This is a genomic window from Wolbachia endosymbiont (group B) of Xanthorhoe designata (genome assembly GCF_964028585.1).
Taxonomy (GTDB): Bacteria; Pseudomonadota; Alphaproteobacteria; order Rickettsiales; family Anaplasmataceae; genus Wolbachia.
In genome coordinates, this window is the sequence record NZ_OZ034794.1 from 447,248 (window position 1) to 473,626 (window position 26,379).

Consider the following 26,379-nt stretch of genomic DNA (forward strand, 5'->3'; position numbering starts at 1 on the left):
AATAGAAGTATTTTTGCAAGCACTGGCTTTAGTTTAAAAAATACAAACTAAACTAAAATGCTAAAACATGAAAAAAGTTCTTGCTCTGCTAGATTTCTTTAGCTACAGTGGAGTTTAACATAATAAATACACGAGGTATTGAGTCAGATGTATTGTATTATGTACATCATTCAGAAAGCAATCTTGACTTTTTTAAGAATATATCTAGTTTAGTCAGAAATCAAAAGAAAAGCACACTGTTACTCAGCAATCAAAGTTACTTAGGATTACCGTAAGGTTTCTACAGCAAATTGATTTGGTACAGCTGCATAAGAATCAAATGTTGAAACCAATCTTGAGAAAAGAGGTTTACGACAAAACAATTCAAATATGAACATTAAAATTATAGGGGGCTTTATGTTAGGTAAAGAAAATACAGGAGAACAAGTAGCAGATAATCAATCTAGGTTAATAAGAATGCAAAAAGAAGACGCACCGCTATCTAGTAATCAGCAAATATTACAGCTGCCGGAAGGTTTTACAATAGGGAAAGCAATTGGAGGAGGGGATTGTTTCTTTCACGCAGTTGCACAAGGACTTAAGCAATTAAAACCTGAAATGAACTTTACTGTGAAGTCTTTGAGGGAAGTTTGTAGGAAGCAAGCTTTAAGTAGTCAAGAAATGAAAAAAAAGATTATAGCAGATGCTAGAAACCGTGGAGATTCTAAAGTAGTACTTCCAGAGCCTGGTATTGATAATGATGAATTATGGAAAACTTATTTGATTTATATAGAATACAGTATTGAAGATATAGAAAAAATGCAGAGGGATAATAAGGACGTGTTTTCATCATTAACTGGTTTAAAGTATGGAAGTACGTTGCAGATTCCTATATGGGGTAGGCCTGAAATTGAGGGAAGAATGATTTGTAATGAATATAATGAATATAATGTTAAGCTGCATGTTATTGAAGATCTTTCCATGTCAGGGTGTCTTATTGATGGGTTAGCATCCAAACCTGTGAGTACAGATTATAATGACAAAGATACTATACATATAATAAATAAAGGAGGTGCGCATTTTGAACCAATCTTGAGGAAGCAAATATTACCTCATTCTGACCTAACTCAAATTCAGAGTATGTTGAAAGAACTGTCCTTGGAGCAAATATATGAAGAACTTATTGATACTATAGAGGACTGTAGTCTTTTAGAAATGGAAAAGCTTGAAAAGCTAAAAGTTTTTTTTAGAGCACATCCAAGGTTGGATGTTAATTTTCAGGTTAATCAACGTGGTGATACACTGTTACATATTGCTGTTCGTAATGACGAGTTAGAAATTATCAGGTTTCTATTGAGAAAAAAAGCTAACGCTAATGTTTTAAACATGGAGGGTAAGACTTCCATAGACATCGCTAGAAGTAATAACAGGAAGGGCATTGCTAAGATACTGCAACCACTTGTTTCGTATAAAAGAATTGATGTTCCAGGAGATGGTAGTTGCCTATTTTGGTCTGCTGCTTTGGCTTATTTAACTCCTGTAAAATTTGACAATAATGAATTCTGCAAGAGATTTTACAAATTATTTGGAGACGGCCATGATGTACAAATAATCCAAAGGCTAATCCAAGGTGATGTAGATATTTATCAAAATGACATGCTAAGGCGGTTAGTAGAGAAAGTATTTCGTGAAAGAGTTGTTAAAAAAATGCGTTCATTTCAAGAGGAATTGAAAGATGAGATCAGTATGACAGACTTTTTTGAGAGTAAAAATGAAAATTATATAACAAATGGTAGCTTTAAAGCAAAATTTCTTTCTGATTTTGGCTCTGAAATTGAAGTTGAGCAGCAGTATGGAATCAAGTCTAGTAAACTCCAGCCCAGCCACTTCAATAGTAAAGCAATAGATGACATTTGTATTGAACTTGAGAAGATAAATAACCCTAAAAAGGTTCAGAAATTTCAATTTGAAGCATATTTAGAATGTATGAGGAGTCCTAAAGCTTGGGGTGGTACATATGAGATAAAAGCAATGTCCCAGCTATTAGAAACTGCAATAACACTGTGTAAGGAAAATTCATTTGAAACTCATGGTGAACAGAGAAAATGTCATAATAAAATACGCTTGTCTTACGAGAATAGGAATCATTGTCAATTTTACAAAACAGAATATTCAAATTTAGTAAATTTTGTTCAGAGCTTTGTACAGTCATTTGAAATGAAGCTTATTATATATTCTACATTTAGAGAGATGATAAGAAGGGAAAAAGAAGTGCTTCCACAAGAAATAGCTAACAAAGATTTTGTACGAAGCATCTTTGGATTTCCAGTATGTGTAGGTGTCAGGACAATAAGTGGCGAGAGAGCATATAGGAGCAGAAGTTTTTCTTGTCTATCAGATTTAATAGAAACATTTGACAGTTGTAAGCTGATTTTTAGGAAAGTGTTAGTAGATGCTGGGTGTGATATTTTTCAAAGCTTTGAAGCACAACTTGAGAAAATTGGTTTTGATCAAGTTTCAAATGTGGTAGAGGATATTATGGATAAGATAATTCAATATTACATTCAAAAAGAATATGATAGGAGTGCAGATGGTGCAAGCATGGTTGAGGCTCTTGTTCTAGATAAATATTCACAGAAAATACATGGTAAAGTGGTGCAGTATGGAAAGAGAAATTATAACATCATAGATCTATGTGAAAATATTGGAATTGTAACAGAAAAAGAAGCCTCTCTTACCTATTATGAAAAAAGAGATAAATCTAGTCAGTATGGTTATCGTCGTCTTTTTATATACGAGAAGTTAAGAAAAGTGTATGATGAAGCAAAAACTACAAGTGCAGAATTTGAGGATTACGTATATACTTTAGATCAGCAAAACTTTGCAAACACTGTGGGAGAGGTGTTCTCTATTGTTAATGAAGAGATTCAAATACCAAGTAGAGAAAAATGGAATAATCTTTTAGGACGGGTTAGATCACATATTGAGAAAGAAGCAAAGTCTTTATTTAAGGAAAGCATGCTTTTTTATAAAAGAAGAAAAACAAGCCTACTCTGTCGTCAAAAATCCTTAATCACAGCAGAAAGTAAGCTCAGTAGGGAGCGAGATACGGCAAGAAGCATAATGAGGCTAAAAAAAGCTGAAAAAAGTTTTGAGTATGTGTCTTTAGTGGAAAGCAATCTAATAAAGTTACAAGATTTAGATTATTATTCCGAGCTAGAAAAAATATTTAAAAGCCGTGCTGAAGAAATTTTTCAAGAGTATAAGAAATCCTTTGAATTAGAGCATACTGACACAAAAGAGACTGAGGAATTTCCACTTAGTATAAAGGGAGTTAATCAATCTTTCTTTTCTATCAAAAAATTTAAGTCTAAATTTAAGAAACAGAAGCTTAAAGATGTATGTGCCACAGTAGATAACTTTACAGGAAGGCAGGAGCAAGTAAAAAAGATATGTCAAGAATTGCAAAAGATAGAAGGGACAGTGGTAGTAATAACTGGCAAACATGGCATGGGTAAAACTCAACTGGCTAGAAAGTGTGCTGAAAAAAGTAAAGAAAGTTATAGCCATATCTATGAGACAGAAGACAGCAACATGTTGTCTATAGAGAGGCGTTTTTCTTCTTTAACTCAAAGGAAGTTAGGTATGTGTATAGAAGAAACCAAATCACTAATAGGAAGTAAGAGATGTCTCATTATTTGTCATAATGCTAGAAGAGAAGACGTGGAAGAGATTATAAAGGTAGAGGATCGAGTAGGTTTTGATTTTTTATTCACTTCTCTTGATCAGCCTTGTAAAGGCGTAGTAGAAGTGGCTTTGGGCACTTTTGAAGAAGACCAAGCTGTACAACTTACTAAAAGAATTTTAGGAATAGTAGATAAATTACAAGACGAACAAATAAAAGTATTTGTAAAAAAGCTCGAAGATTTTCCATTAGCCATAAGGCTGGCAGCAGCTTATATTAGAAATAGTAAGTTAAGTAATTTAGAAGAAGTATTTGGAATTTATGAATATTTAAAAAAATATGAAGATTTTGATCGGATAATTCCAAAAAACAACAAGCAGAGCAAATATGATAGGGTTGTATCAATAACGACGAGCATTTCCATGAAAGTAATGGAAGAGAAAAATGAAGGAGTACCTTTTAGGTGTTTGAGAGTTATGGCTCATTTGGGTAACAGCTACATTAACCCAGATATGTTTTCAGTTTTGGTTGAACTAGAATCTACTTTCAAATTGATGGAAAATTATTCTCTGCTTGATATAGAAATGATAGGCGAAAAAAAATGTATGTTATGCATAAATCGATAAAAGAAGCCATACGTTCGCAAATCGCTGAAGATCAAAAGGAGGATATACTGCTAACTGCTGTAGAAATATTTGAAGATGAATTTAGCAATTTGTTGGAAGAAACTGATACTTTGCATCTTATCGCCTTAGTTGATCACCTTGGAAACTATAACACTTTTAGAGAAGAAGAGCCTTTTATGATTAGATCTATCACGCGTTTACATTTAGAGGGCGAGTATAAGGAAGTTGTCGGGCTTTCAACAAGAATACTGCCGGTTATTGCATCTTCAACGGAAAATTCTTTAAAAATTAGATATTTACGTGCCCTTGCGTTAGTTGCATTAGAAGATTGCTCAGGGTTAAAAGAGCTTTTTAAACTCAGAGAAAGCAGCTACAGGAGTTATTTTGAGCAAATGCTCCTAGATCATTTTATAGTTATTACTTACACCATAGAAGAGAAGTATGATTGTGCATTAGATTATTTACGAAGTTGTGCTTCTCTACTTTCTATAAGTGATAGCTTATCAAGTAGATTGGCGACTCTATCAATTGATTTGGCTAGAATATTTGTAATGAAGGGAGAATATCTATGTGCATTTACGGTATTGTACTACGTTGAACACTTTAAGGTAGAATTTAATTCTACAGAAAAAGATGCTTTCTATCAAGATTTTTTTAAAAATCATGACCTATTGTATTTTTCATATCTTAAATACACCCGGACCTTAGCGGAATTTTATAGCATTCAAGATGAAAAATACTTCTATCTTACAACGACATCATCACATATTAACTTACATAAATTGAATTCGTCGATTTTACAAGAGAGTTTGCTCGATATTCTAAAATACCAAAAACAAAGTCAATTTCTACTTAGAAGTCCTTTTATTGAAAAGATGAGAAGTATAAAAGACAAAAAAAATCTATTAGATGAAGTGTTAACGGAGTTCAACGACTTGATTAGCTCAGGTGAGTTGTATGAAAGCAATCATATAGGTTTTTATAAAAATCTTATACAATTATCTGTTGGGTATAACTATCTTGGAAAAAAAGAGGCATCACAAGAGCTTCAAAACTGGCAAGAGTTACAGGAGAAAAGAATAGGGTTAAATCATCTTAGCACTACACAAGAAATGTCTATTGAAAGTGAAAGAAAAAAATATTTAGAAAAGGAAATAGAGAAAAAATTATTTTTTCCACAACCCGAAGTAGTTGATTTTGCTGTTGGTAATACTTTTAATGCTATTCTGAACATTCTCAGGTATGAAGATATTGTAAATCTTCATGGTAGAAATAGTATAAACCTTTTACACTATACTGGTGTCACTGCTAGCTCAGATATTATTGAATACCTTACAGATAAATGGGCTAATGTGAATCGAAAATTCAGTGGTCTCTTAAATATTGTTCCTAGCCTTTTAGAGCGAGAAGATTGCATAAATCTACAAGATAGTCGTGGTAGGGGTTTTCTGCACTATGCTGTTATTGCTGGTCACCTAAATATTGTTAAATACTTTGTAGAAAAAGGAGCTAATGTAAATCTACAGGATAGAAATGGTATTAGTCCTCTACACTACGCTTTTATCGCTAGTCGCTTAGATATTATTGAATACCTTTTAGAGCGAGGGGCTACTATGAATCTAGAATATAAAGATCTTTTGCTTTATTGTATTGCTATTCATAGCCAAAAAGCGCAATCAATTATGTCCTCAGGCCCTTGTTCTTCAGACTTAAAAGTGCAATCACATAAGAAACGACATAAGACAACTATACATTTAGATAAGTCTAAGAAAAGGAGATTAGAGAATACAAGTGCAACATCTCAGGAAAATACGCCTAATATACAACTGCTTCAAGGTAACATACCAGACATATCAATGCAATTTGAAGATCTTAATCATAGAATGCAAGGTGACATTTGTAATAAGTTAGAGAAAAAAAGTTAATAATCAATTGGAAAATAGTGATTCACAGAAGTTAGTTGACAATAGGTATTGGTGCATACAATAAAATGAAGAAGCATAAGTAATAAGGTATCTGTATCTTCATTTAACAGAATGGCGGTAGACCATAAGATTCCAAGAAAAACAGTTCTCACGCTTGCTGGTTTTGGTTGCTGGAATGGTTATATTATTGAAGTCGTTAGTAGTAACAAAAGTATAGAGTTACTCCAAAAAAATTGAAATTATAGGTTGATAAATTTTACAAACAAAGTATTACCTTAATCACCTTATAAAATAATTGATTCTTTATGTATGGAAAATATTGTGACTATTATATTTGGTGTAAGTAGTATGCTATATTGAGTATTCTCAAAGTTTGATTCTTATTGAGGTATACATATGACTCTAAACAATAATAATTTATTAATTAGTTCTGCAAGGGAAGGTGATCTTAGCAAGGTTGAAAAGTTTCTTGAGAAGGGAGCGGATATTGATGCTAAAGACAATGATGGCTATACTGCTCTACACTTAGCTGCAAAGTATGGTCATTTAAATGTAGCAGAAAAGCTCTTAGAAAAAGGAGCTAGCTTTGATATTAAGACCAATAGAGGCTATGCCCCTCTGCAATATACCTATTTCCATATGAATCCTTGCAAAGAACATCAACGATGCTTTTTTTATCAGAAGCAATCTCAGGATTCATGATAGTGCTGAGGAACTCAACATCTTCTATAGTGTTAACCCCAGTAAAGCCTAAGATATCGTTGAGGAGGTGGATAAGGATATTCTTATTTTTCTCAGTGCCAAACACTCGTTTAAAGGACAGGTCAAATTTTGGATCGAGAAACTTTGAAAGAGCCATGAGAAAGTAAGATAAAAAGCATTAATAATTATACACAATTGTGTAAAAATATTCAACTAAAATTCAAACATAGATCCATATGAGATAACATTTCGGACTGGGTTTTTACAACTATTTCTGTTTTTAAATTAGTTAAGACACCTAATAGAGAACTTGATTTGCATTGATATTCAAGCTATATCCTGATCAGACTGAGAGTTGGAAATATGGCAATAATTCTTTTAGATACAAAAACAATAAACCGTATAGCAGCGGGAGAGGTAATAGAGAGGCCAGCAAAAGGAATTAGTAGAAAATGCAATAGATGCTAGAGATAGAGATCAAAATAGAAAGTGGTGGGCGTAATCTTATAACTGTAACAGAAGATGGAAATGGAATAGAAAAGGAAGATTTGGAACTTGCGTTTATGCGCCACGCTACTTCAAAATTAAGCGATGGTGAGTTAATAGAAATCAAGCACCTTGGGTTTAGAGGAGAAGCTTTGCCTTCAATTGCAGCAGTAAGATAACATCGCTGAAAAGCTAAATCCTTTGAAATATGGCAATAATTTTTGATTGATACGAAACATCTTTGCTTTATTTTTAGACAATTATATCATTCTTCTTTCTACTTCCTTACAAATGCGACAGAACCTTGATAAAAGCGGCAGTAATACTGCTGCTCTTGATGATTTGAATGCAGAAATTTCTGAAGATTACAGTTCTTCAAATAAAATATCTAAATAATATTGTTGATAGGTTTATCAAGAAGCGAATAAAGCCTATGCTTAGTTTTAAAAATTTTCATTCCGCAAAGATTACTATTACAGGTATAGAAAATATTCGCATGATTCAGAAAAAACAAATTATCGGAGCTAATGACAATGTTTCTACTTTTGAGAATTTTGCTATGTTAATGGCTCTATAACTCCTATAATCTCAGCTTTAATGATCTTCTTTTCTATGGTTTATAGATGCGACAGAACCAGATTTCCTACACCTTTTAGCAGGTCTATAGTTGAATTTGGATGTTCTATGAGCAGCAACAAATAAATGTAACTTGCCTTTTTCTATATGATGCTATTAACCGAATAGGTATTCGCTTGACGTTTCCATATCTTTGTTATCATTAGTAATACTAAAGGGAAAACTAAATTATGAACAACTAACTTTACTTCTTTTTAACCTGATACCTATGCTTTGTTTCAAATTTCCATCAAAAAGTAACATTACCCCCTCCAGCCAACCTTTCTGCTTCATTTCGTGAAATCAATGCCTCAATCAATTCATCTAGTTCACCTTCTTTTATAATCTGTTCTAATCGATGTGAAGTGAGATTAATTCTATGATCTGTTATTCTTGATTGTGGAAAGTTATAAGTTCTTATACGTTCAGAGCGATCTCCAGAACCAATTTGGCTTTTCCTCATTGTTGACCTTTCCATTTCTTTTTTTTGTCTTTCAATTTCGTATAGCCTTGCTCTCAACACTTTGAGCGCTTTAGCCTTATTTTTGTGCTGCGATTTTTCATCTTGCTGTATTACGACTATCCCTGTTGGCAAGTGGGTGACCCTTACTGCGCTGTCAGTTGTATTCACTGATTGCCCTCCAGGACCACTGGATCTATAAACATCTATGCGTAAATCTTTTTCTTCTATTTCAAAGTCAACCTCTTCTACTTCAGGTAATATTGCAACAGTAGCTGCGGAAGTGTGCAATCTTCCTGAAGATTCAGTTTCTGGCACTCTTTGTACTCTGTGCACCCCTGACTCAAATTTCAGTCTTGCAAAAACTTCTGTTCCATTAATGAGTGCAGAAGCTTCCTTATAGCCACCTATACCTGTATTGGAAATACTTATTGGCTCAAACTTCCAATTTCTTCTTTCTGCATATTTTTGATACATACGAAATAAAATCGCTGCAAATAATGCCGCTTCTTCTCCGCCCGTGCCTGCCCTAATTTCTAATATTGCATTTCTTGAGTCATCTTCATCTTTGGGTAATAATGCCAACTTTAGTTTTGCTTTTACTTTCGGTAATAGTATCTTTTGCTTCTCAAGAAGTTCTTCTTTTGCTAACTCTTTTATATCACCATCGCTGTTCTCATCTTTCATGATTTCTTCTAAATCTGAAATTTCCTCTTTTAATATATTATATTCATTGATTATCTCGATAATTGGTCTGAGTTCAGAGTATTCCTTTGAAAAACTAACGAATTCTTTTTGACTCAAATTGGTAGGGTTTTCCAGATTTCTCTCTACATCAGAAAACTTTTTTTTTAAGTCTTGTAAATTATTCTCTATATCCATATAGTACAGGTCTAGTTTTCAGCTGTTTAAGTAAGTAATATATACTGAAATAAAAAATTTCTTATATCAAGCAATAACACTATAATTGTCTCGAATATTTCTACCTAAGTATAATGGCAAAACAGATAACATCAATCTGCAGCTTCATATTTGGAGCTTCAGACAAAAAATCATTACCAGATGAGTCGGCTCCAGAGATTGCATTTGCTGGTAGATCAAACGTAGGAAAATCGAGTTTAATCAACTTGCTGATAAACACCAAAAAAGCTGCAAGAGTTTCTTCTAAACCTGGATGCACTAGACAAATAAATTTTTACTCTATGTACAATGATAAGTTTAGGATTGTCGACCTACCGGGTTATGGCTATTCTTTTGCAAGCAAGGAAGAAGCAGTACAATACTTAAACCTAATTGAGTACTATCTAATTCACAGGAGAAATCTAAAAAGAGTGTTTGTGCTTATAGATAGCAAGGTAGGATTAAAAGAAATAGACAAAGACTTTATTTATTGGTTAATATGTAATAATATTAACTTTAATATTGTGCTAACAAAAATAGATAAAGTGAGTCAGGAAAGTCTAGATGCTATTCTAGAAAATACTCAAAAGTGGGTTAATAATGAACATGTGTCAATTCATCAAATAAGCATTCGTGTTAAGCATAAAATCACCAAGGTAAGAGATGAGTTTTTCAAATTTACAAGATAAAAAAATGAAAAGTGATGAATCTTTAAATGGTAAGATGCCATTGAAGGAAAAAACAGAAATATTATTTGAAATTCTGTCTAACATACCTAAATTTGTAGGCGAAACTTTTATCATCAAATGCAGCAGTGTAATAATCTCAGATGAAACGCTGCTTAGTGCTTTTGCGCATAATGTTGTTCTGTTGAAACAGCTTGGTATAAATCCGGTGGTAGTTCATGACGGAGAATATGAAATTAACTCAGTGTTAAAAATGCTAGGTATGAATGATAAGTTTATAAATGGTGTCAGACTTACAGACAAAAGCACTATGAAAATCATTGAAATGGCACTATGTGGTTCAATTAATAAAAAAATTGTTCAGCATATAAATTCTGCTGGTGGTTCAGCTATTGGACTATGTGGAAAAGATGGCAACCTCATAAAAGCTGAAAAGATAAGCACTACGCTTAGGGAAAATAGATTAAATAATATTGAAAAAATACTAGATATGGGATTTATCGGTAGACCAACTGAAATCAATCCTGATATATTATTCTTTATTGAAGAATCAGATTCTATACCAGTTATTGCACCTATCGGTTATGGAAAAAATGGAGAAACATATCATATTGATACTGATAGCACTGCAAGTGCAATTGCACTTGCAGTTTACGCATCTAAAATGATAATCTTGAGTGATACAGATGAAGAAATAAACAAAGTTGGCAATAGAAGAGTCTTGATTAAAAATTTAAAAGAATCGATTGATTGTGGAAAAATTAAAGGAGAAAAATTTGTTGAAAGGCTTATGTCATATACTAAAATGGTGGAAGAATGTGCAGGGGTTGTTCACATAGTTGATGGTAGAGTACCTAACATTATACTTGATTTATTTACTGAGAATAATTCAGGTATATCAATAATGGATGATTAATAGCTGTACTGCTTATAACCATATGAACATTGAAAATTTGGGAATATCTTATGTCAAATTCCTATTCTCTTTTCCAGTTTTTGGGGGTTTTTTTCCGGTTCTGTCGCATCTATAAACCATAGAAAAGAAGATCATTAAAGCTGAGATTATAGGAGTTATAGAGCCATTAACATAGCAAAATTCTCAAAAGTAGAAACATTGTCATTAGCTCCGATAATTTGTTTTTTCTGAATCATGCGAATATTTTCTATACCTGTAATAGTAATCTTTGCGGAATGAAAATTTTTAAAACTAAGCATAGGCTTTATTCGCTTCTTGATAAACCTATCAACAATATTATTTAGATATTTTATTTGAAGAACTGTAATCTTCAGAAATTTCTGCATTCAAATCATCAAGAGCGGCAGTAATACTGCCGCTTTTATCAATGACAATTTTCTCAGGAAGATAGTTACTCCTGAAGGCTTTACGAAAGAATGCAAGTGCTGCAGACTTGTCTCTACTAACACACAAGAGGAAGTCTACAGTATTACCAATAGTGCTCTATATAAATAAACCCATTTACCGTTTAATTTAATGTAGGTCTCTCCAATTACTACCAACCTGCTTCTTTCTTTTCCTTACTGCCTAATCTATCAGTGGTGATAAACCACTTTGTAACGTAGCATGGTCAATTTTTGCTCCCCTTATACTCATAATTTCTTCCAAATCTCGATAGCTCAAAGAGAATCGACATTTCATGTATACAGATAACATCGCTGAAAAGCTAAATCCTTTGAAATATGGCAATAATTTTTGATTGATACGAAACATCTTTGCTTTATTTTTAGACAATTATATCATTCTTCTTTCTACTTCCCTACAAATGCGACAGAACCGAAGTTTGTCAGTAACTGCCAGTTCTTTTCTCTTGAGTGATGCAACAAAGCCTCATAATTCTCCTTCTGCCATAACATTCGGATAATGGACTAAAAAACAACCCTCCTATGCAAATGCCTAAAAAATTATAAGCAATAGTTAATTGAATTGTGCCTTCCGGTACGTTAAAATAGCGTACTATATCAGGAAAACTAGGTACAGAAATATCAATTTCAATGAACTTAGCAATTAGAGATAGAATTAATAAAAACGGTAGTAACACTTAAAATCTTTAATTAATGAATAAAAATATCACATTTAAAGCGTTGAAAGAAGAACATTTTTTACTATTATTAAAATGGGTAGAAACGTCCCATATAAAGAAGTGGTGGGATGCGGATATAAATCGGACACCAGAGTTAATTGAGAAAAAATATAGCAACTATGTTAAAGGATTCAAACGTTTGAAATCTAAGACACAAATTATTGAAAAACCGATGCACGCATTCATTATTAATTGTGATAGAGTTGATATTGGTTATATTCAATATTACAACAAACATGATTTCCCACCTGAACAGGTCTATAACACTTTAGAACTTCCAGAAAGTTGTGCTGCTATAGACTGGTATATCGGAGAGCTGAATTATGTAGGTAAAGGAGTTGGTTCACAAGCTTTGAATATATTTTTAAACAAATTTGTCTTTAAAGTTTATGAGAATGCCTTTGTCGACCCAGGTATAGCAAATGTTTGTGCAATCCGTGTTTACGAAAAAGTTGGCTTTAAAAAATTATGGAAAGTAATAGTGCGATTTTAATGATTAAGGCAAGAATTCCTGAGAACCATTCAAGATGAGTGTTTTTTCAACAATCTACCTAAATTACTACAAGTGGTTTATAAAAATATACAAGGAGCTTTATACAAACTTAACATAATTTAATCATAAAAATATCATTATTAAGTCCTATATAAGAACAAATTTTGGCACTCAGTGAATCTTTTTTAACTAACTATGAACTTGATTAATTGGAAAATAAATTTTACTTACTTTTACAATACCTTAAAATCTAATATCACTTTATCAGCAAAGATATCACAATAGGCTAGTATGTTCTTTACTCTTTTCCTCAAAATATTACCTATTTACATTACAATACTTATTGGTTACTTAGCAGGAAGATATCTTAAAATTGATAGAAATACTATATCTCAAATACTCTTTTATATAGCTAATCCAATAGTGATTTTATACGGAGTATCTCATACAGAAGTTAATTTAAAAGTAATTTCTCTGCCGATTTTGATATGGTTTATAGGTAGTACTATGTCCTTATCAGTGTATTATCTTTCTTCTTTTTTATTTAAGGACAACACGAGAAACATATTAGCGTTTAGCTCGGGCAGCACAAGTATGGGTTATTTTGGTCTACCGATTGCCATGGCTTTATTTGATGAAGATTCAGTGTCTGTGTATGTTGTCTGTTACATAGGAATGGCACTATTTGAAAATAGCTTGGGATTTTATATAGCTGCAAATGGTATCTATACTGCAAAAGAATGCGTATTAAAGTTACTCAAACTTCCCTCATTATATGCAATGATTCTAGGTTTCTTTTTAAGTATATATGATATACAAATACCCACTTTTTTGACAGATGTTATGATAAATATCAGAAGTACATTTATCACATTAGGAATGGTGCTGCTTGGAGTAAGTATTGCACAAATTACAAATTTTAAAGTAGATTGGAAGCTTGCCTTGACCACTATTGTAGCAAAGTACATATTCTGGCCGTTATTTGTTTTGGGAATTGTCTTGCTAGACAAGCATGTTACAGGTATATACGATGAAAGCATCTATAAAGCACTGATGTTACTAGCTATTATTCCGATTTCTGGATCCAGTATAATACTTGCTAATATTTTAAATTACCAACCAGATAAAGCTACTTTATTGCTCTTAATTAGTACTGCAGTGGGACTATTTTATGTTCCACTTATAATATCATTATTTTTTACTAAACTTGTCCCTTTTTGATCAAAAATTTAAGCGCTAGGCCTATTCACAAAACTTGAATTTAGACTAGACTTCTTGGATAATCATAAAAGAAACTAATCCTTTTTTCCTCTCCTTTCTTATTTTTTCACACAGAATAGGAAGTTATCAATTGATAGAATTTTCGCAATAATGTCAATAGCAGTAAGATCTCCGGTTCTGTCGCATCTATAAACCATAGAAAAGAAGATCATTAAAGCTGAGATTATAGGAGTTATAGAGCCATTAACATAGCAAAATTCTCAAAAGTAGAAACATTGTCATTAGCTCCGATAATTTGTTTTTTCTGAATCATGCGAATATTTTCTATACCTGTAATAGTAATCTTTGCGGAATGAAAATTTTTAAAACTAAGCATAGGCTTTATTCGCTTCTTGATAAACCTATCAACAATATTATTTAGATATTTTATTTGAAGAACTGTAATCTTCAGAAATTTCTGCATTCAAATCATCAAGAGCGGCAGTAATACTGCCGCTTTTATCAATGACAATTTTCTCAGGAAGATAGTTACTCCTGAAGGCTTTACGAAAGAATGCAAGTGCTGCAGACTTGTCTCTACTAACACACAAGAGGAAGTCTACAGTATTACCAATAGTGCTCTATATAAATAAACCCATTTACCGTTTAATTTAATGTAGGTCTCTCCAATTACTACCAACCTGCTTCTTTCTTTTCCTTACTGCCTAATCTATCAGTGGTGATAAACCACTTTGTAACGTAGCATGGTCAATTTTTGCTCCCCTTATACTCATAATTTCTTCCAAATCTCGATAGCTCAAAGAGAATCGACATTTCATGTATACAGATAACATCGCTGAAAAGCTAAATCCTTTGAAATATGGCAATAATTTTTGATTGATACGAAACATCTTTGCTTTATTTTTAGACAATTATATCATTCTTCTTTCTACTTCCCTACAAATGCGACAGAACCAAAAGAACTCATTACTCAGTGAAACAAGACTTGAAATTTTGTGCAATGCTGCTGATTATATCTAGATATGCATCCTTTCCAGGCTCTACATCTGATCCAATAGGATCAAGAATCACCATTTTTACGTCACTAGAAAAGACATTAGGCTTTATGCTATCCTCTCGTGAATGAGAAACAATACATTTAACGTTTTCCTCTTTCATTACCTTTTTTAATTTCATTAAACTCTTCATACCTATGTAAGAATCCTCTTCTATAGAAAGAATGGCGCTTGGGTAACTTAAATCAAAATATTTTTCGAAATATTGATAAGCATCGTGAGTAACTATGTATTTTTGATTTTTTAACTCATCCAATTCTTTCGTAATTTTTTCTACTTCTTGGTCTATCTTTCTTATAGCCTCCTCTGCGTTAGTATTGTATCGATAGGCATTTTCTTTATCTATATTAGATAATGTTGCACTGATAGAAAGTATCATACTTTTTGCATTTTCAGGACTCAGCCAAATATGCAAATCTTTTTCATCTTGAATGTGACTAGAAAATGAATGTGGTCGAGCAGGAAGTAGATCGATTGCGCTTGATAGCGGTATTAACTTCTTATTTTCTTTAGCGAAAGTTTTAATGAATGTTTCCAAAGAATCATCGGTATAAAATATAATATTACTAGATTCTAATTTACTTGCGTCTGAAGGCCTGAGCATGTAGTTATGTTCAGACACTACTTCGTACATTAGTAGTTCTGGCTTTGAAATTCCATCTGTAACAGAAGCTACAAGTGAGTGTATAGGTTTGATTGTAGCTACAATTTTTAAATTGGATGAAAAGGCACTATTGTAGTATAATGTAAATGAAAGTAATAGAAAAAAAAACAGTAAATGTCTCATATAAGTGTTGAGAAGAAGTCAATTTTTGACAAAAAATTAAGTAGTGTCAATAACTGCATTCTAAAAATAGAAAACCTTACTCTTTCATACGGTAATAAAAAAGTTCTTGATAATATCAACATATCAGTACAAAGAGGAGATATAGTTACAATACTTGGTCCAAATGGCGGAGGTAAAACCTCTTTAGTGAAAGCAGTTGCTGGTATAAATAAAGGTTTTATTGGCAGTATTGTATTCGCTGACAATATAAAAATTAGCTATATGCCACAAAATTTTAGTATTGGTAATTTGATGCCAATAACAGTTGAGTCTTTCCTTTTCAATAGCTCCTCGAAGAAATTGAAGAAAAATCAACCCATTGTTACAGAAGCAATAGAATTGGTTGGTATCGGTAACATCCTAAAAAATCAAGTATTAGAAATCTCTGCAGGACAAACACAATTACTGCTGCTTGCACGCTGTTTAATTTCAGAATCTGATTTGATCATTTTAGATGAGCCAGTCAGTGCAATGGATATTAACGCACGAGCTAAATTTTATGATATTATAAATAAAATCGCAAAAGAACGATCAGTGTCAATTCTCATGACTTCTCATGATCTTAACTCTGCTCTACCATCCTCAGATTACATAATTTGCATAAATAATACTATCTATTATCAAGGTAAACCTGATGAAATTATGGAGATAAATGAAATATTTGGCAGTTACGCAGCGAAATGATTCAAAATATTCTACGTCTTCTGCAAATAACTACAGTGCTAACACGCTACAATGTGTTACCTTATTTACTTCCACCATCAAAAAAATCAATAAATAAAATACAAGGTCATAAACTAAAGCGTGCTCTTGAAAGATTAGGTCCGGTGTTCATTAAATTTGGGCAATCCATTTCATCACGCACTGATATTTTAAATGAGGATATAACAAATAACTTGCTATTGATATGTGATAGATTGCCATCATTTTCGTATAAAATAGCAGTTAAAACTATAGAAAGTGAGTTTAATTGTAAATTAAGCGATATTTTTTCAAGCTTTTCTGAAAAGCCAATTGCAGCAGCATCAATTTCTCAAGTGCATAGAGCAGTTACAACTGCGGGTAAGGAAGTTGCTGTAAAGGTTTTAAGGCCAAATATTGAGAAAACCTTCTCAAGGGATATAAAAATGCTTTCTTGGCTTGCAGAAATTGCAGAAAAATTTAATGAACAATCAAAAAGGCTGAAGCCAGTTGAATTAGTCAAAACTTTTGCTGAAATTTGCCGATTAGAGTTAGATCTACGCTTTGAGGCTGCCCACTCTTCGGAACTGAAGGAAAATACTAAACATGACAGAGGTTTCTACGTACCTGAAATAGATTGGAGTAGAACTTCAAAAAAGGTTTTAACATTAGAATGGATGGAAGCTATACCAATATACGAAGTTGAAAAGCTGAATAACCGCAAGCAAATAGCTATCAATCTTATAGAATCGTTTTGTAATCAGGTGTATAGGGATTGCTTTTTTCATGCTGATATGCATCCAGGAAATCTAATGATTGATAGTAACAACAATATTATTGCCCTGGATTGTGGAATCATGGGTAGAATAGATCGTGAGACATGCTATTACGTTATAGAGATACTCAAAGGCTTTTTAAATCGGGATTATGATCACGTTGCAAAAATGCACTTTAGAGCCGGTTATGTTCCATCACAGCATAGAAATTTTATTACAGCTTGCAGAGCAATAGGTGAGCCCATTGTTGGACAGCCTATACGAAAGATTTCATTTGCTCGCTTACTTACTCAGCTATTAAAAATAACTGGTGATTTTGATATGAAAGTTCAAACACAATTATTATTACTGCAGAAAACTATGATTTTATTAGAAGGGATATGTAGGAAAGTCTATCCAGAAATCAATATGTGGAAAGTAGTTGAAACATGGATAAGCAGTCAACATGAAAGTAAAATAGGATATAGGGAAAAAATTAAAAGTTCTTATCCCATAAAAGCAATCCAAGGAATATTTACCCTTATAGAAAAATTAAACCTAATAGCTGATAAAAAAATACAAGTGAAAAATAGATCAAATGGAAAAATCTATTTTTTATTGTGGTCTGTAATTATAATTCTAATTGTTAAAATTTTAATTACTTGAACTAAAAGATAACAAAAGCAAGTTTACAGGTTCTGTCGCATCTATAAACCATAGAAAAGAAGATCATTAAAGCTGAGATTATAGGAGTTATAGAGCCATTAACATAGCAAAATTCTCAAAAGTAGAAACATTGTCATTAGCTCCGATAATTTGTTTTTTCTGAATCATGCGAATATTTTCTATACCTGTAATAGTAATCTTTGCGGAATGAAAATTTTTAAAACTAAGCATAGGCTTTATTCGCTTCTTGATAAACCTATCAACAATATTATTTAGATATTTTATTTGAAGAACTGTAATCTTCAGAAATTTCTGCATTCAAATCATCAAGAGCGGCAGTAATACTGCCGCTTTTATCAATGACAATTTTCTCAGGAAGATAGTTACTCCTGAAGGCTTTACGAAAGAATGCAAGTGCTGCAGACTTGTCTCTACTAACACACAAGAGGAAGTCTACAGTATTACCAATAGTGCTCTATATAAATAAACCCATTTACCGTTTAATTTAATGTAGGTCTCTCCAATTACTACCAACCTGCTTCTTTCTTTTCCTTACTGCCTAATCTATCAGTGGTGATAAACCACTTTGTAACGTAGCATGGTCAATTTTTGCTCCCCTTATACTCATAATTTCTTCCAAATCTCGATAGCTCAAAGAGAATCGACATTTCATGTATACAGATAACATCGCTGAAAAGCTAAATCCTTTGAAATATGGCAATAATTTTTGATTGATACGAAACATCTTTGCTTTATTTTTAGACAATTATATCATTCTTCTTTCTACTTCCCTACAAATGCGACAGAACCGTTGAGCAAGTATTCTAGGGAAAACCCTTCGATTTTGATCTACTAACATATGCACTTTAGGCTAGCTAATCTTCAAAGTATTTTCTGTGTTTTGTACTTTTATCTTATACTGTTTAGCTCTATCGTTATAGTATAACTTGGTTATAAATTGTATATAACGATAAACTTACTTTAATTTTTCTTCTTTAAATAATACGTGTCTTCTGACCACTGGGTCATACTTCCTAAACTCGAGCTTCTTGGGAAGGTTCTTAGGATTACGTTTTTTTACACAAAAATAGCCTGTTAGTTTCTCTTCTCCAGTTTTTGTTGTTTTAGTTGCAGTGCTAACCAGCTTGACAAGCAAAGAAGCATTTTTTTTCGCCATAATTGTTAGTGATATAATAAACTCTATGCAAGTTTATTACGCAAAACACTAAAAGTCAACCCAATAATGCAGATCGCAAAATTCTTGACAATCAATAATGTATTAAGTAGTATAAGAACATTTCAGAATGAAAAGCAGACGGTAAATAAGTGGCAAGTGATGGCAAAAGGTTATTGTTGATAGAAAGTACTACCTGTTCTAACGAGGTAAGGGTTGCCCTACTAGTTAATGATAGGGTTGTAGAGTTTGAACAAGAATTCAAGGAAAAAAGACAATTAAGAGGTAATATATACGTTGCTTATATAAAGCGTATAGAGCCTGCTTTGCAGGCCGTGTTCATTGAGTATGGAAAAAATAAGCAAGGTTTTTTGTCTTTTTCTGAGATATCTCTAAATTACTTTAATATTCCAGAAAAAGAGAAGGAAATTTTCCCTGACGAAGGCTATTCGAGTGGTGTGGACTGTTCAAATGATAATTGCACAGAAGAAGGCCTAGATTCTACAGCTAGTAATGAATCCAGCAGTGGTTTTGTGAGGGAGGTACCTTTACATAGAAAATATAAGTTACAAGATGTGATTTCAGTAAATCAAAAGTTATTGGTTCAATTAACTAAAGAAGAACGAGGAAATAAAGGAGCTTCATTTACAACATACGTAACTTTGGTCGGTAGATACTGTGTTTTCATGCCCAATTCCATAAGTAGGGGTGGAGTATCTCGCAGAATTGAAGATACCAACGTTAGAAAACAGTTAAAGGATATATTAGATTCAATAAATTTACCAAAAAGTTCAGGTTTAATAGTAAGAACTGTTGGTGCAGGAAAAAGTAAGAAAGAAATTGAGCAAGATTACAATAATTTGACCTTATTATGGCAAAATATCCAGCAAAACTTCTCTTCTTTAAATGTTCCATCATTAATTTACAACGAAGCAGATGTAGTTATGAGATCTGTACGTGACTTTTGTAGTAATGATACAGAAATTATAGTATCTGATAGAGAAGTTTGTGAAGCGGTAAGAAAATACACTAAAAATGTGTTACAAGGAAAATTACGTCCTAGGTTATATAGAGGCTCTGTTCCAATCTTTACTTACTATCGAGTCGAAGATCAAATTTCTGAATTATATAGCAATAGAGTAGAATTACCATCTGGCGGGTCTTTGGTGATAACCTTAACTGAGGCATTTGTTTCAATAGACGTAAATTCAGGAAAAATGACAGGAGAAGATAACATAGAAGAAACAGCTTATAGAACTAATATGGAGGCATTATCTGAAATATCAAGGCAAGCGAATCTCAGGGGCTTATCAGGGTTAATAGTTGTTGATTTTATTGACATGTTGAAACTTGAGTATTGCAAAAATGTTGAATTTGCTATCAAGCAGGCGTTTAAAGATGATAGAGCTAAAGTTCAATTTAGCTTTATCAATGACTTTGGTTTAATGGTCTTTTCAAGACAAAGAATTAAACCAAATATACAGGAAATTAATACTACAGAGTGTTTGCGCTGTAAAGGTATTGGAAGAGTGAAATCAAACGAAGTGGTTGTTGCATCGATACTAAGGGATTTGCAACATATTGCTAATAAAAATCAAAATAAGTCCTTTGATTTAATAGCACGCAGTGCAGTTATAGCGCACATTTTTAATAATAAGCGTGATATGGTTTCTACAATCGAAAAAGAGTTCAATATTACATTAAATGTTAGTATTGATAATAGTTTAGATGCAGATACATTTATTTTAAAGCAAGGAGATCATGTTAATTTTAATGATTATAAGCCATTGCAGAATTCTGGATGTCAAATTGTGAATAGCGGGGATAAAGAAGCTGGTAGTTCAGATAAACTACCGGGCAACTTTTGGTTAACTAAATGGCTTTCGCGCCTTTTGAGCCCTAACAACTAAACGGGACTTGTAATTAACGAGTTTTATACTTATATATTTTACATCAGATAATATTTAAAAGGGAGTATTCATTATGGGAAGAGCAATAGGTATAGATCTTGGAACAACAAATTCTTGTGTTGCAATAATGCAAGGCAAGGATGCAAAAGTAATCGAGAATAAAGAAGGAGCAAGAACTACTCCATCTATAGTTGCATTTACTTCATCTGGAGAAAGGTTGATTGGCGCTCCAGCAAAAAGGCAAGCAACTACCAATGCAAGTAATACTTTTTTTGCAACTAAGAGATTGATAGGTCGCCAATATAGTGATCCTGAAATGAAAAATCTACAAGCTCCATATAAAGTGTTTGCAGCAAAAAATGGGGATGCATGGGTTAAAACAACTGATAGTAAAGAATACTCTCCTAGTCAAATTGGTGCATTTATACTACAAAATCTGAAAGAAGCAGCTGAGGCTTATCTTGGGGAGGAAGTAAAAGATGCTGTGATAACAGTGCCGGCGTACTTCAATGATTCTCAACGTCAAGCAACAAAAGATGCAGGAAAAATTGCTGGATTAAATGTCCTCAGAATAATTAACGAACCAACTGCTGCAGCACTTGCTTATGGTCTTGATAAAAAGCGCGGACACACAATAGTAGTGTATGATCTTGGTGGTGGTACATTTGATATTTCAGTTCTTGAAATAGGTGACGGAGTTTTTGAAGTAAAGGCTACAAATGGTGATACTCACCTTGGAGGGGAAGACTTCGATAATGCAGTAGTAAATTATTTACTGGGTGAATTCAAGAAAAGTAATGGCATTGATTTGAAAAACGATCCAATGGCTATGCAAAGAATCAAAGAAGCTGCAGAAAAAGCAAAGGTAGAATTGTCAAGTGCAATGGAAACAGAAGTAAATCTACCGTTTGTTACAGCTGATGCAAGTGGCCCAAAACACTTAAATATGAAGCTAACAAGAGCAAAGCTTGAAAGTTTAGTGAATGATTTGATTGAAAGGACTATAATTCCTTGCAAAAAAGCTCTTGAAGATGCTGGTTTGTCTGCTAGTCAAATTGGTGAAGTAGTTCTTGTTGGTGGCATGACTCGTATGCCAAAAGTCATAGAGAAAGTTAAAGAATTCTTTGGCAAAGATCCACACAGAGGGGTTAACCCTGATGAAGTTGTAGCAATTGGAGCTGCAATACAAGCGGGGATCATTCAAGGTGACGTAAGAGATGTGTTACTACTTGATGTAACTCCACTTTCCCTTGGTATTGAAACTTTAGGGGGAGTATTTACTCCACTTATTGAACGTAATACTACTATTCCTACTAAAAAATCTCAGGTATTTTCAACTGCAGATGATAACCAAACAGCTGTTACAATTAAGGTGCATCAAGGTGAAAGAAAATTGGCGATTGATAATAAACTGCTTGGTCAGTTTAGTTTAGAAGGAATACCACCTGCTCCTCGCGGGGTTCCTCAAATTGAGGTGACATTTGATATAGATGCAAATGGAATAGCGCATGTTTCTGCAAAGGATAAAGCTACTGGAAAAGAGCAAAAAATACGTATTCAGTCTTCAGGTGGTCTATCTGATGATGAAATAAATCGCATGGTAAAAGAAGCTGAAGAAAAAGCGCAAGAAGATGAAAAGCGCAAAAAGTTTATTGAAGTGAAGAATCAAGCGGATAGCTTAGTCCATTCTACAGAAAAATCTCTGAAAGAATATGGTGATAAAATTTCTCCAGAAGATAAATCTGCTATTGAAAATGCAGTTAATGAGCTAAAGGAAGTAAGTAAATCTGACAACATTGATGATGCTGATTCAATACAACAGAAAGTTACTAACCTCTCTCAGTTATCTATGAAACTTGGAGAAGCTATGTATAAGGAATCTCAACAACAAGGTGGAGAAAGCTCATCCACAACAAATAATGAGGAAGAAAAAGTAGTAGATTCTGATTATCAAGACATAGATAATAAAGAGGAAAATAAGTAATTGTGATTGCTGTATCACTCTTCTTGTCATTTCAGTATTTGAAGCTGGAATGACAAGAGGAAGACTATACTGTATTGTTGCTTAAAGGAACTATTGTGGATATTATTAAGACAATAGAAGAAAAATTACGCGATTCAATAGGTGTAATTGATATTAATATTATCGATGAATCAGCAAAGCATGTAGATCATTATTTTGCTTCTTCTTCGACACTACCTTCACATATCAAATTAGTATTAATATCTAACGACTTTTCTGGAATGAGCTCTTTGAAGAGGCATAAATTGATCTATGAATTATTAAAGAGTGAAATAGAACGAGTACATTCGATTTCTCTTAACTTATATACGCAAAGTGAATATAATTTAAAAAATAAATAGTAGAAACGTGAGAGGAGAGTCTTTATTAGTTAAAGCAGGAAGAAAATTTAATGATTATAAAGGATCGATGAACCCACCAGTTTATCATTCTTCTACCATATTATTTCCTACTTACAAGGATTACTTAAGTGCAGCGAATGGGGAGAGTATATATGATGTGATCAATGATGGTGTTGCAAGGGATTACAGCTATAGTAATGTTGGTACGCCTACTGTTCATTATTTTTCAAATGCACTAGCTGAAATTGAGGGTAGGGGGCAAGCACTCATCTACCCTTCTGGATTATTTGCACTTACTTTTGCTATTTTGACTTTCACTAAAGCAGGTTCGCATGTCTTGATACAAGATAATAGTTATTATAGACTAAAGAGATTTGCCGAAAATGAACTACCAAAAAGAGGAGTAGAAGTAACTTTTTATAATCCGACACAGGATATAACTGATTTAGTTCAGGGTAATACTTCACTCATCATGATTGAGACTCCTGGTTCTATAACGTTTGAGATTTCAAATATAGAGCATATAGTAAAAGTTGCTAAAGAATGTGGAATCGTAACCGTTTGTGACAATTCATGGGCCACTCCTTTGTTGTTTAAGCCGCTTGATTATGGAATTGATGTTGCACTATATGCGGTGACAAAGTATCTAGCTGGTCACTCAGATTTAGTGATGGGAGCTATGGTTGCTGAAGGTAAAACTTTTAAATTGCTTTATGAGAGCTATAAAAATTATGGAGTCACCATTCAATCGCATGACTGTTACCTTGCACACAGGGGACTTAGAACACTGCAAACACGCATGAGGAAGCATCAAAGTACAGCAATGCAAGTGGCAAAGTGGCTGGAAAAACATCCAAAAATCAAAAGAGTTTTGTATCCAGCACTTCCCTCCCACCCTCAACATGAATTATGGAAAAGTTATTTCAAAGGGGCAAGTAGTGTATTTAGTATAGTACTAGATAGAGAATATTCATGTGAGGAACTAAGCTGCATGGTTGATCACATGAAAGTTTTCGGCATCGGTGCTTCTTGGGGAGGATGTGACAGTTTGATATTACCAATAGACCATAGATCTATGTCAAGATCTGTAATGAATTCAGATTATGGTGGAAGTTTTGTGCGAATATTTTGCGGACTAGAAGATCCTGAAGATTTGATTTTTGACTTGAATACTGCATTAATAAGACTGCCATGTTCAAGTGTTAAAGATGATTGTGAGACTGAAAGAGCTACTGCATAACATTGTAAATGCTGACTTTGATATTGAAATCAAAGGCGTCACATGTAATCCTAAGAGAGTTAAAGAAGGTTACCTTTTTGTTTGTATATCAGAAAGGAGTAAAGAACACGCAACATGTCTTCCTACTGGATGTGTACACAACTGTGTAGACGTTGTGATACAAGGGGCCAAGAAAGATGTCATCCCAGTGCTCAGACACTGGGATCCAGAAAATTTAATTGTAAACAAGCATACTAGACAATTGTATAATGAAAACTGGATTCCAGTGTCAAGCACTGGAATGACAAGTACTCCAAGTTTTGCAGTGCTTTACCACTCGGACCCTCAAGGAATATACAGTGAAATAGTCAGCAGGTTTTATCAATTCAAACAACCTAAATATGTTGCTGCTGTAACTGGTACGAATGGTAAAACTTCAGTGGTGGAATTTTGTCGCCAGATTTGGCAAGATAATGCAGCGTCTATAGGAACACTGGGAACATGTGTCAATAATAATAGAAAAGATAATAGCCTTACAACGCCAAGTGCAGATGATCTTTATTCCACATTGCGTGACATAAATAATAAGAACGTAGAACACTTAGCATTAGAAGCTTCAAGCCATGGAATCGATCAATATAGAATCCATGGACTCAGGCTCAATGCTGCAGCTTTTACTAATTTCTCTCAAGATCATTTGGACTATCACAAAAGTATCGATGAGTATTTTGAGGCCAAGAAAAGGTTGTTTGATGAGGTATTGCCAAAAGAAAAAACAGCGATTTTAAATGCAGATATAGGCGAATATGGAGAGTTGCTCAACATAGCTGAAAAGCGTGGCAACAAAGTTATAACCTATGGAAAAAAAAACTCTGACATTACTTTATTAAAGCAGATACCCACTGCCAATGGTCAATACCTGACAATTCAAATCGGTGATGAAATTTATAACGCATTTTTTCCGATTTTTGGGCGATTTCAAGCATATAATTTGTTGTGTGCAATCGGTATAGTTATTTCATCTGGTATGGACTATCAAAGAATGTGTATAGATAAACTCGCTTCTCCACCTGGAAGAATGGAAAAAGTGAACACTTTTGCATTTGTCGATTACGCTCATACTCCAAGTGCACTCAAACAAGCTCTGTTGTCTTTAAAATGGCACTTCAATAAAAAGATAGTTCTAGTGTTCGGTTGTGGCGGGAATCGTGATCAAACAAAACGTGCAGAGATGGGTAAAATAGCACAAATGCTTGCAGGTAAAGTTATAGTCACAGACGACAATCCGCGTGATGAAGATCCGGGGAAAATTCGTCACGATATTTTGTTACATTGCCTTGATGCACTGGAGATAGGAGATAGAAAAAAAGCTATAGAGAAAGGTATAAATATAGCACATGATGAAAATATGATTCTGCTAGTTGCAGGAAAAGGACATGAAAGGTTCCAAATAATAGAAGGCCAAGCCCTTGAATTTAGTGATGTTGAAGTTATTAGAGAGGGCCAAAAATTTGCTACTGCTGTTTTGCTCTTTCCTTCATCCAACGCCTGAATGGCTTTTTTCCTTAAGTCATAACTGTACGCTGCTGGCATTTTTACCTTCTTATTACACTAAATCACTATCTTATCTTGTTCCTACTATTATGAGAAGAGCTATACAAGGATATGAAAGTGGAGATTGTGGTTACAAGATTAGTGAGAGAATATAGAAAAATTGAGGATGAAATATTGCGTGATATAGTTCATTTAGTGATAAAGGCTCTTACAGGTATAGTAGCGCTTCATAAGTAAGAATATTTTTACAAAGAATTTAATAATCACAATTTAGGCAATGATGAAAGTTCTTTAAGAA

Annotated in this window: 18 protein-coding genes and 7 pseudogenes; 17 read left to right on the top strand and 8 right to left on the bottom strand. The window is 33.3% G+C overall.

The features are described 5' to 3' along the window. Window positions 1–396 precede the first annotated feature (396 nt). From ABWU64_RS02100 to ABWU64_RS02110, 3 genes are all read left to right on the top strand, one after another. The gene (locus tag ABWU64_RS02100; protein WP_353279765.1) at window positions 397–4,290 is read left to right on the top strand and encodes an ankyrin repeat domain-containing protein; all 3,894 of its coding nucleotides are present in this window, start codon (window positions 397–399) and stop codon (window positions 4,288–4,290) included. Continuing rightward, window positions 4,275–6,215, top strand: a complete 1,941-nt coding sequence (locus tag ABWU64_RS02105; protein ID WP_353279766.1) for an ankyrin repeat domain-containing protein — start codon at window positions 4,275–4,277, stop codon at window positions 6,213–6,215. Before ABWU64_RS02100 ends, ABWU64_RS02105 begins: the two co-directional genes overlap by 16 nt. Before the next feature lie 396 nt (window positions 6,216–6,611). Continuing rightward, complete coding sequence (locus tag ABWU64_RS02110; RefSeq protein ID WP_051063883.1) at window positions 6,612–6,917, top strand: ankyrin repeat domain-containing protein; 306 nt, start codon at window positions 6,612–6,614, stop codon at window positions 6,915–6,917. Here ABWU64_RS02110 and ABWU64_RS02115 read toward each other — a convergent pair. After that, window positions 6,832–7,074: pseudogene (locus tag ABWU64_RS02115) on the bottom strand (PD-(D/E)XK nuclease family transposase); the annotation flags it as partial. The gene ABWU64_RS02110 and the pseudogene ABWU64_RS02115 overlap by 86 nt on opposite strands. 206 nt (window positions 7,075–7,280) lie before the next feature. On the opposite strand from ABWU64_RS02115, the pseudogene ABWU64_RS02120 reads away from it, so the two are divergent. Both ABWU64_RS02120 and ABWU64_RS02125 read left to right on the top strand, forming a co-directional pair. Beyond that, window positions 7,281–7,576: pseudogene (locus ABWU64_RS02120) on the top strand (ATP-binding protein); the annotation flags it as partial. A 130-nt stretch (window positions 7,577–7,706) separates the two neighbouring features. Further along, window positions 7,707–7,980: pseudogene (locus tag ABWU64_RS02125) on the top strand (DDE-type integrase/transposase/recombinase); the annotation flags it as partial. A gap of 288 nt (window positions 7,981–8,268) precedes the next feature. Here ABWU64_RS02125 and prfA read toward each other — a convergent pair. Then, window positions 8,269–9,360, bottom strand: coding sequence for a peptide chain release factor 1 (gene prfA / locus ABWU64_RS02130; protein WP_135352696.1), 1,092 nt, complete (start codon window positions 9,358–9,360; stop codon window positions 8,269–8,271). A 110-nt stretch (window positions 9,361–9,470) separates the two neighbouring features. Here prfA and yihA point away from each other — a divergent pair, with 110 nt between their 5' ends. Together yihA and argB are read left to right on the top strand one after the other, a co-directional pair. Next, window positions 9,471–10,067, top strand: coding sequence for a ribosome biogenesis GTP-binding protein YihA/YsxC (gene yihA, locus ABWU64_RS02135; RefSeq protein ID WP_410541830.1), 597 nt, complete (start codon window positions 9,471–9,473; stop codon window positions 10,065–10,067). After that, a complete protein-coding gene (gene argB / locus ABWU64_RS02140; protein WP_353279768.1) occupies window positions 10,042–10,980 on the top strand; it encodes an acetylglutamate kinase in 939 nt (312 codons plus the stop codon). The genes yihA and argB overlap by 26 nt, the downstream gene beginning before the upstream one ends. A gap of 155 nt (window positions 10,981–11,135) precedes the next feature. Here the strand turns inward: argB and ABWU64_RS02145 are convergent. Together ABWU64_RS02145 and ABWU64_RS02150 are read right to left on the bottom strand one after the other, a co-directional pair. After that, window positions 11,136–11,793 (bottom strand): annotated as a pseudogene (locus ABWU64_RS02145) (IS6 family transposase). Window positions 11,794–11,911: 118 nt separating this feature from the next. Next, window positions 11,912–12,121, bottom strand: a pseudogene (locus ABWU64_RS02150) (MFS transporter); the annotation flags it as partial. Between the two features lie 16 nt (window positions 12,122–12,137). Between ABWU64_RS02150 and ABWU64_RS02155 the strand changes: the two are divergent. Together ABWU64_RS02155 and ABWU64_RS02160 are read left to right on the top strand one after the other, a co-directional pair. Then, the gene (locus tag ABWU64_RS02155; protein ID WP_353279769.1) at window positions 12,138–12,656 is read left to right on the top strand and encodes a GNAT family N-acetyltransferase; all 519 of its coding nucleotides are present in this window, start codon (window positions 12,138–12,140) and stop codon (window positions 12,654–12,656) included. Between the two features lie 291 nt (window positions 12,657–12,947). Continuing rightward, the gene (locus ABWU64_RS02160; protein WP_015588425.1) at window positions 12,948–13,877 is read left to right on the top strand and encodes an AEC family transporter; all 930 of its coding nucleotides are present in this window, start codon (window positions 12,948–12,950) and stop codon (window positions 13,875–13,877) included. Between the two features lie 232 nt (window positions 13,878–14,109). Here ABWU64_RS02160 and ABWU64_RS02165 read toward each other — a convergent pair. Both ABWU64_RS02165 and ABWU64_RS02170 read right to left on the bottom strand, forming a co-directional pair. Next, window positions 14,110–14,767: pseudogene (locus ABWU64_RS02165) on the bottom strand (IS6 family transposase). A gap of 76 nt (window positions 14,768–14,843) precedes the next feature. Further along, complete coding sequence (locus ABWU64_RS02170; RefSeq protein WP_015588426.1) at window positions 14,844–15,719, bottom strand: zinc ABC transporter substrate-binding protein; 876 nt, start codon at window positions 15,717–15,719, stop codon at window positions 14,844–14,846. On the opposite strand from ABWU64_RS02170, the gene ABWU64_RS02175 reads away from it, so the two are divergent. Both ABWU64_RS02175 and ubiB read left to right on the top strand, forming a co-directional pair. After that, complete coding sequence (locus tag ABWU64_RS02175; RefSeq protein ID WP_015588427.1) at window positions 15,711–16,442, top strand: metal ABC transporter ATP-binding protein; 732 nt, start codon at window positions 15,711–15,713, stop codon at window positions 16,440–16,442. The two genes, ABWU64_RS02170 and ABWU64_RS02175, sit on opposite strands and share 9 nt — an antisense overlap. After that, a complete protein-coding gene (gene ubiB, locus ABWU64_RS02180; RefSeq protein ID WP_353279771.1) occupies window positions 16,439–17,860 on the top strand; it encodes a 2-polyprenylphenol 6-hydroxylase in 1,422 nt (473 codons plus the stop codon). Before ABWU64_RS02175 ends, ubiB begins: the two co-directional genes overlap by 4 nt. A gap of 87 nt (window positions 17,861–17,947) precedes the next feature. Here the strand turns inward: ubiB and ABWU64_RS02185 are convergent. Both ABWU64_RS02185 and rpmG read right to left on the bottom strand, forming a co-directional pair. Beyond that, window positions 17,948–18,605: pseudogene (locus ABWU64_RS02185) on the bottom strand (IS6 family transposase). 231 nt (window positions 18,606–18,836) lie between these two features. Further along, window positions 18,837–19,037, bottom strand: coding sequence for a 50S ribosomal protein L33 (rpmG, locus tag ABWU64_RS02190; protein ID WP_012481745.1), 201 nt, complete (start codon window positions 19,035–19,037; stop codon window positions 18,837–18,839). A gap of 149 nt (window positions 19,038–19,186) precedes the next feature. Between rpmG and ABWU64_RS02195 the strand changes: the two genes are divergently transcribed. From ABWU64_RS02195 to ABWU64_RS02220, 6 genes are all read left to right on the top strand, one after another. Then, window positions 19,187–20,944 (top strand): Rne/Rng family ribonuclease, encoded by a 1,758-nt coding sequence (locus ABWU64_RS02195; protein WP_353279773.1) that lies wholly within the window; start codon window positions 19,187–19,189, stop codon window positions 20,942–20,944. 73 nt (window positions 20,945–21,017) lie between these two features. Then, on the top strand, window positions 21,018–22,928 hold the full coding sequence (gene dnaK / locus ABWU64_RS02200) for a molecular chaperone DnaK (RefSeq protein WP_353279774.1): 1,911 nt from the start codon (window positions 21,018–21,020) through the stop codon (window positions 22,926–22,928). Window positions 22,929–23,023: 95 nt separating this feature from the next. Beyond that, on the top strand, window positions 23,024–23,308 hold the full coding sequence (locus ABWU64_RS02205) for a BolA family protein (protein ID WP_353279775.1): 285 nt from the start codon (window positions 23,024–23,026) through the stop codon (window positions 23,306–23,308). A 7-nt stretch (window positions 23,309–23,315) separates the two neighbouring features. Beyond that, the gene (metC, locus tag ABWU64_RS02210) at window positions 23,316–24,548 is read left to right on the top strand and encodes a cystathionine beta-lyase (RefSeq protein ID WP_353279776.1); all 1,233 of its coding nucleotides are present in this window, start codon (window positions 23,316–23,318) and stop codon (window positions 24,546–24,548) included. Then, window positions 24,517–26,079, top strand: a complete 1,563-nt coding sequence (locus ABWU64_RS02215; protein WP_341816081.1) for a Mur ligase family protein — start codon at window positions 24,517–24,519, stop codon at window positions 26,077–26,079. Before metC ends, ABWU64_RS02215 begins: the two co-directional genes overlap by 32 nt. Window positions 26,080–26,192: 113 nt before the next feature. Then, entirely contained in the window at window positions 26,193–26,318 is a 126-nt protein-coding gene (locus ABWU64_RS02220) for a hypothetical protein (RefSeq protein WP_006013387.1), read from the top strand. Window positions 26,319–26,379 lie beyond the last annotated feature (61 nt).